Genomic DNA, 6,664 nt, shown 5'->3' on the forward strand with positions numbered 1-6,664 from the left:
GCGCCAGCTCCTGGCCGAGGGGGCCGCCGAGCTCGCGGGGCTCGGGCAGCACCAGGGCGGCACCCCGTGACCGGCCTCGCCCTGGACGGGTGGCCCGTGCTGGTCCCGCACGGCGGCGAGTGGGGCGAGAAGGTCACCGGTCTGCTCGCCCACCACGGGGCGGTCGCGACCGTGGTCCCGCTGATCGAGTTCGCCCCTCCCGAGGACGTCGCCGTCCTCGACACCGCCCTGGTCCGCCTCACCGAGGGCGCCTACGACTGGGTCACCATCACCAGCGGCACCACGGTCACGGCCCTGGCCGGCCGCGCGGCGGGGATCGTCAACCCCACCTCCCCCGCGGCCCGCAACCCCAGCACCGCCCTCGCGGCGATGATCGGCCGCACCCAGCTCGCCGCCGTCGGGCCCGGGACCGCCCGGGTGCTCGAGCGGCACGGCCTGACCCCGCACCTGGTGCCCACCGGGGAGCACTCGGCCCGGGGGCTGGTCGCGGAGTTCCCCCCGCCGCCCCTCCCGGCCGACCCGAGCGCCCCGAGCAGCGCCCGCGTGCTCTCCCCGCACTCCGACCTCGCCGAGCCGACCGTGGTCGACGGGCTACGGGCCGCGGGCTGGGAGGTCGACGACGTGGTCGCCTACCGCACCGTGAGCGGCCCGCAGCCGAGCAGCGAGCTGCGCGAGGACGTGCGGGCCGGGGTGTTCCGCGCCGTGCTGCTGAGCTCGGCGAGCACCGTGACCAACCTGCTCGAGCTGGTGGGCCCACCGCCCCCGCGCACCCTGGTCTGCTGCATCGGGCCCCGCACCGTCCGCGCCGCCGAGGCCGCCGGGCTCGAGGTGCACGTGGTGCCCGAGCACGCCACGGCCGAGGACCTCGTCGAGGCCCTCGCCCAGCACGGCCTCGCCCAGCACGCCCGCGCCACCTCCTCCGACGCCCCTTCCTCCGACGCCACCTCCTCCCCCGAACCTCCGAGGTCCTCATGACCCACCTGCCGATCCGGCCCCGCCGGCTGCGCACCACCCCCGCGATGCGACGGCTGACGGCCGAGACCCACGTGCTGCCGAGCCAGCTGGTGCTGCCGATGTTCGTGCGCGAGGGGGCCACCGAGCCCGTGGCGATCGCCTCCATGCCGGGGCAGGTCCAGCACAGCCGGGACAGCCTGCGGGCCGCGGTCACCCAGGCCGCCGAGGCCGGGGTCGGCGGCGTCATGCTCTTCGGCGTCCCCGCCGAGCGGGACGCGACCGGCTCGGCAGCGTGCGACCCCGACGGCGTGCTGAACGCCGCCTTGGGTGACGTGGTCGCCGAGGTGGGGGACGCCGTCGTCGTGCAGGCTGACCTGTGCCTGGACGAGTTCACCGACCACGGGCACTGCGGGGTGCTGGACTCCCGCGGGCGGGTGGACAACGACGCGACCCTCGAGCACTACCGCGCGATGGCCGTCGCGCAGGCCCGGGCCGGGGCGCACCTGCTGGGGCTCAGCGGGATGATGGACGGGCAGGTCGCGGCCGTGCGCGACGCCCTCGACGAGGCCGGGCACACCGACGTCGCGCTGCTGGCCTACGCCGCCAAGTACGCCTCGGCCTTCTACGGGCCGTTCCGGGAGGCCGTCGAGTCGACCCTCTCGGGGAACCGCCGCAGCTACCAGCTCGACCCCGCGAACCGGCGCGAGGGGGCCCGCGAGGCGGTCCTCGATGTCGCCGAGGGGGCCGACGTCGTCATGGTGAAGCCGGCGATGAGCTACCTGGACGTGCTGGCCGACGTCGCCGCGCTGAGCGAGGTGCCGGTGTGGGCCTACCAGGTGTCCGGGGAGTACGCGATGGTCGAGGCGGCCGCCGCGCAGGGCTGGATCGACCGACGGGGTGCGATCACCGAGTCGGTGCTGGGCATCCGACGCGCGGGGGCCGAGGCTGTGCTGACGTACTGGGCGGTCGAGCTCGCGGGCTGGCTGCGAGAGGGGATCTGATGGACACCACACGTTCTGAGGCGCTGTTCGCCGCTGCGCAGGGGGTCATGCCCGGTGGGGTGAGCTCCCCCGTGCGGGCCTTCGGGTCGGTCGGCGGCACGCCGCGCTTCATGGCCTCGGCCCGCGGGCCCTGGATCACCGACGCCGACGGCAACGAGTACGCGGACCTGGTCGGCTCGTGGGGCCCGGCGATCCTCGGGCATGCCCACCCCGCCGTCGTCGCCGCCGTGCAGGAGGCCGCGGCGCTAGGGCTGACCTTCGGGGCGCCCACCGCGCGAGAGACCGAGCTGGCCCTCGAGGTGCAGCGCCGCGTGCCTGCCGTCGAGCGGCTGCGCTTCGTCTCGACCGGCACCGAGGCCACGATGACGGCGATCCGGCTGGCCCGCGGGGTGACCGGCCGGCCCCTCGTGGTGAAGTTCGCGGGGTGCTACCACGGGCACCTCGACGGTCTGCTGGCCGCAGCCGGATCAGGCGTCGCGACCCTCGCGCTGCCCGGCTCGGCGGGGGTCACCGAGGCCGTCGCGGCCGAGACCCTGGTGCTGCCCTACAACGACCTGGCCGCGGTCGAGGAGGCCTTCGCGACCCACGGGGACCGGATCGCCGCCGTCATCACCGAGGCCGCCCCCGCCAACATGGGCGTGGTGCCGCCGCTGCCCGGGTTCAACCGGGCCCTGCACGAGGTGTGCTCGCGGCACGGCGCGCTGCTCGTCATGGACGAGGTGCTCACCGGGTTCCGCGCCGGCCCCGGTGGCTGGTGGGGGCTCGAGGGTGCCGAGGAGGGCTGGGAGCCGGACCTGCTGACCTTCGGCAAGGTGGTCGGCGGCGGGCTGCCGGTGGCCGCGGTCGGCGGGCGGCGCGACGTCATGGAGCACCTCGCCCCCCTCGGCCCCGTCTACCAGGCGGGCACACTGTCGGGGAACCCGGTCGCCACAGCCGCCGGGCTCGCGACCCTGCAGCACGCCGACGCCGCGGTCTACGCGAAGGTCGCGACCGTCGCCGACGCCATCGCCACGGGCCTGAGCGACGCGCTCAGCGCGGCCGGGGTCGCGCACTCGATCCAGCGAGCCGGGACGCTCTTCAGCGCGGCCTTCGTCGACCCGGTCGAGGGCCCCGTCACCGACTACGCCCGCGCGCAGTCCCAGGACGTGTTCCGCTACGCACCCCTGTTCCACTCGCTGCTCGAGCAGGGCGTGCACGCCCCGCCGAGCGTCTTCGAGGCCTGGTTCGTCTCGGCCGCGCACGACGACGCCGCGGTGAACCGCATCCTCGAGGCGTTGCCCGCGGCGGCCCGGGCTGCTGCTGCGGCGCCCCCCGTCTCGTAGGGTTCGCGGGGCCGGGGACCCGGACAGCGCCGGGCCGAGGAGCATGATCACCCGCTCGGAGGGCTCAGCGACGGACGGGGACGGCCGATGGGACGGCAACACCAGCCCCCGCGGAAGGCCCCCCGTTGCACGACGACCCGGACAGTGCCGACACCACCGAGCGCGTCCCTACCCGCAGCGACGACTGGTACGTGCCGGGTGGTCGGGGTCAGCCCGTGACCGGGGACCCCGGCAGCCGGGGCCTGGGTGAGGTCCTCGACCTGCTCACCGAGCGCATCGTCCGGTACCGCGTGGCCGACCTGCGGATCCTCTACTGCAACCGTGCCTGGGCCGGGGCCCTGCACTCCACCCCCGACCAGCTCATCGGCCAGACCATGCGCACGGTGCTGCCCCCCAACGAGCTCGTGGGGCTCGAGCACCAGGTGGCGCGCTTCCGCCCCGGCACCACCTTCCTGACCGGCAACGTCCAGCGCTCGATCGACCGGTGGATCGAGTGGACCGACCTGTTCCTCGACGCCCCCGACGGCGGCGAGGTGCTCGCCGTCGGCCGTGACGTCACCGAGCGACGTGAGGCCGAGCTGCAGCTCGCCGCCAGCGAGGAGCGCTACCGGGGCCTGGCCCTGCGCGACGAGCTGACGGGCCTGGCCAACCGCCGCCTCCTCGACGAGCTGCTCACCAACGCCCTGGCGCGCTCCCGGCGGCAAGGCGACCAGCTCGTGGTCAGCTACCTGGACCTGGACGGCTTCAAGGAGATCAACGACCTGCACGGCCACAGCGTCGGTGACGCGGTGCTCGCCGAGCTGGGCGCCCGTCTCGCCGCCGGCATGCGGGACGCCGACGTGGTGGCCCGGGTGGGTGGGGACGAGTTCGTCGTGGTGCAGGAGTGCCCCGTCGGCATGAGCGAGCGGGTGGCCGAGCGGCTCGCCGCCGTGATCGGCGACCCCGTCGAGACCCACGGCCTGACCCTGCGGTGCGCCGCGAGCACCGGGAGCGTGGTCGCCGAGGCCGACCAGGACGCCGCGGGCCTGCTGGCCGCCGCCGACGAGGCGATGTACGCGGTCAAGCGGGGGCGGCGCGCTGAGCTTCGCTAGACCGTCACCGGACCGCCGGTGCATCCGGTCCCCCGTCCAGGCCCCGGATCAGCCCGCCAGTCCGCACTCGTACGCGATGATCACCGCCTGAACACGATCACGGGCGCCGAGCTTGGCGAACACGTTGCCGACGTGGGTCTTCACGGTGGTCTCCGAGAGCACCAGCTCCGCGGCGATCTCGGAGTTCGACGCCCCCGCGGCGATCAGGCCGAGCACGTCGAGCTCGCGCGGCGTGAGGACGCTCAGACGAGGGTCCGGGCCGTCGTCGTCCACCCGCTCGCCCCCGGCGGGCAGGTGGGGCGCGAAAAGGTCGAGCATGCGGCGCAGCACCCTCGGGGCGACGACCGCGGTGCCCGCGGCGACCGTGCGGATCGCGTCGACGAGCTCGTCGGGGCGGGCAGACTTCAGCAGGAAGCCGCTCGCGCCGGAGCGCAGGGCGGCGAAGGCGAGGTCGTCGACGTCGAAGGTCGTGAGCACCAGCACGCGCGAGCCGGGGTGCGCCGCGACGACGCGGCGGGTCGCCTCGATGCCGTCCATGCCGGGCATGCGGATGTCCATGAGCACGACGTCCGGTGCGAGGGCGGCCACCTGCTCGAGCGCGACCCGGCCGTCGGCGGCCTCGCCGACCACCGTGAGGTCCGGCTCGGACTCGATGACCAGCCGGAAGCCGACGCGCACCAGTGCCTGGTCGTCCACGAGCAGGACGGTCGTCACGGTCGCCTCCCCTCCTCGTCGGCCCACGGCAGGACCGCGTGCACCCGCCATCCACCGCCCGGCAGGGGACCGGTCTCGACGTGCCCCCCGAGCAGCGCGGCGCGCTCCCTCATCCCGACGATGCCACGGCCGGTGCCCTCGCCGCTGCCGGGGCGCGTCCCCCCGGCATCGACGACGTCGACCTCGACGGTCGTCGGGGTGCGCCGCACAGCGACCTCGACCGACGGGGCACCGGGTGCGTGCCGCAGGACGTTGGTCAGCGCCTCCCCCAGGATGCGCAGCACCGCCAGCCGCACCGACGTGTCGTCCGGCAGGTCGGTGTCCAGACCCGTCGCCGTGACGGGGACGCCCGCGCTCCCGAAGCGGTCGACGAGGGTCGGCAGGTCCACCTCCGTGGGCTCGGCGCGGCGGTCGTCGTGGCCGTCCGTCGGGCCGAGCACCCCCAGGACGCCCTGCATGTCGACCAGTGCGGACCGCCCGGTGCGCGCGATCTGGCGCACGGCGTCCCGGGACTGGTCTGGGGCACGCTCGAACGCCGCGTCCGCACCGTCGGCCAGCGTGACCATCACGGACACGTTGTGCGCGACGACGTCGTGCATCTCCCGGGCGATGTGGGCGCGCTCGGCCGCTCGCGCGAGCGCCGCGCTCTGGTCCCGCTCGCGGGCCAGCGCACGGTAGCGCTCGACCAGCTCTTGCGCGTGCAGCCGACGGGCTCGCGCCGCCGAGCCGACGGCCACCCCGAGCAGCAGGAGGACGAGCAGCAGCATGACGGTCGCCGTGCGGCTCGCCGGTGAGTGCGGGGGTTCGCTGAGGTTCCGCACCGGGTCCCACGGTGAGCTCGTGGCCACACCGAACCACGCGACGATCTCGATGAAGCCGAGCTCCTCCCACCGCCACGACGCCACGGTCAGGACCACGAGCACCGCGCCGAACACGGTCCAGGTGGTCCGTGGCCCGCGCGCCGCTGCGACGCTGTAGAGCGCGCACCCCACGCAGGCGCCGAGGATGCCCAGCACACCCCCCACGACGAGCGACGCCACGCAGGCCGCCGTGAGCAGCGCGGTCACGGTCAGCGGCAGCACGCGACGGAGCAGGAGCAGCGCAGCCCCGCCGAGCACACCGGTGAGCCAGGTCGCGGCGACCGTGTGCTCGACACCCGAGTCCGACGGGTAGAGCCCCAGGTAGCGGGCGCCGACCGCGGCCTCCCAGGCGAAGATCGCACCCACGAGGCCCGCGAGGACGATCAGGACCGCGACCGTGGCGTCCGAGACCCAGGGATGGGCGTTGACCAGGCGAGCGACCGGGCTGCCGCCGCTGACCTGGGCCTCGGTGAGCGGCGGCGCGTCGAGGACGTCCGGCACACCGGCGTACGCCGCGGTCGACCGTCGGATCACCACGGCACCACTGTCCCACCGGGGGACATCGGTGCGCAGCGCCACCTCAGCCGGTGGTCCGGTCGCCGTGGAGGCGGGGTCGTCAGCGGAGGTCATGTCGCCTCAGGCGGTAGGCCGCGGCGGCGAGCACGACGATCACCCAGGCCAGCGCGACGGCACCGCCGCCCCACCCCCCGAGCGCCGGCCCG

The 6,664-nt window shown here is 75.2% G+C and carries 6 protein-coding genes; 4 read left to right on the forward strand and 2 right to left on the reverse strand.

Features of this window, described 5'->3' with window-relative positions; translation table 11 throughout:
* The 4 genes from L0B03_RS12180 to L0B03_RS12195 all read left to right on the forward strand — a co-directional run.
* The coding region (locus L0B03_RS12180; RefSeq protein WP_250446091.1) for a uroporphyrinogen-III synthase at positions 1 to 975 on the forward strand (975 nt) is incomplete at its 5' end.
* Complete coding sequence (hemB, locus tag L0B03_RS12185) at positions 972 to 1,955, forward strand: porphobilinogen synthase (protein ID WP_250446094.1); 984 nt, start codon at positions 972 to 974, stop codon at positions 1,953 to 1,955. The genes L0B03_RS12180 and hemB, both read left to right, overlap by 4 nt.
* Positions 1,955 to 3,277 (forward strand): glutamate-1-semialdehyde 2,1-aminomutase, encoded by a 1,323-nt coding sequence (gene hemL / locus L0B03_RS12190; RefSeq protein ID WP_250446097.1) that lies wholly within the window; start codon positions 1,955 to 1,957, stop codon positions 3,275 to 3,277. Before hemB ends, hemL begins: the two co-directional genes overlap by 1 nt.
* Positions 3,278 to 3,402: 125 nt before the next feature.
* Positions 3,403 to 4,368, forward strand: a complete 966-nt coding sequence (locus tag L0B03_RS12195) for a sensor domain-containing diguanylate cyclase (protein ID WP_250446100.1) — start codon at positions 3,403 to 3,405, stop codon at positions 4,366 to 4,368.
* Between the two features lie 48 nt (positions 4,369 to 4,416).
* Here L0B03_RS12195 and L0B03_RS12200 read toward each other — a convergent pair whose 3' ends face one another.
* Both L0B03_RS12200 and L0B03_RS12205 read right to left on the reverse strand, forming a co-directional pair.
* Positions 4,417 to 5,082, reverse strand: a complete 666-nt coding sequence (locus L0B03_RS12200) for a response regulator transcription factor (protein WP_250446102.1) — start codon at positions 5,080 to 5,082, stop codon at positions 4,417 to 4,419.
* The gene (locus tag L0B03_RS12205; protein ID WP_250446104.1) at positions 5,079 to 6,572 is read right to left on the reverse strand and encodes a sensor histidine kinase; all 1,494 of its coding nucleotides are present in this window, start codon (positions 6,570 to 6,572) and stop codon (positions 5,079 to 5,081) included. Before L0B03_RS12205 ends, L0B03_RS12200 begins: the two co-directional genes overlap by 4 nt.
* Positions 6,573 to 6,664 lie beyond the last annotated feature (92 nt).

Origin of the sequence: Actinotalea sp. C106, from assembly GCF_023630195.1 — a bacterium.
In the GTDB taxonomy this organism is placed as follows: Bacteria; Actinomycetota; Actinomycetes; order Actinomycetales; family Cellulomonadaceae; genus Actinotalea.

Coding starts and splice junctions, on each gene's coding strand:
- hemB (WP_250446094.1), top strand. CDS start 972: ATGACCCACCTGCCGATCCGGCCCCGCCGGCTGCGCACCACCCCCGCG.
- hemL (WP_250446097.1), top strand. CDS start 1,955: ATGGACACCACACGTTCTGAGGCGCTGTTCGCCGCTGCGCAGGGGGTC.
- L0B03_RS12205 (WP_250446104.1), bottom strand. CDS start 6,572: ATGACCTCCGCTGACGACCCCGCCTCCACGGCGACCGGACCACCGGCT.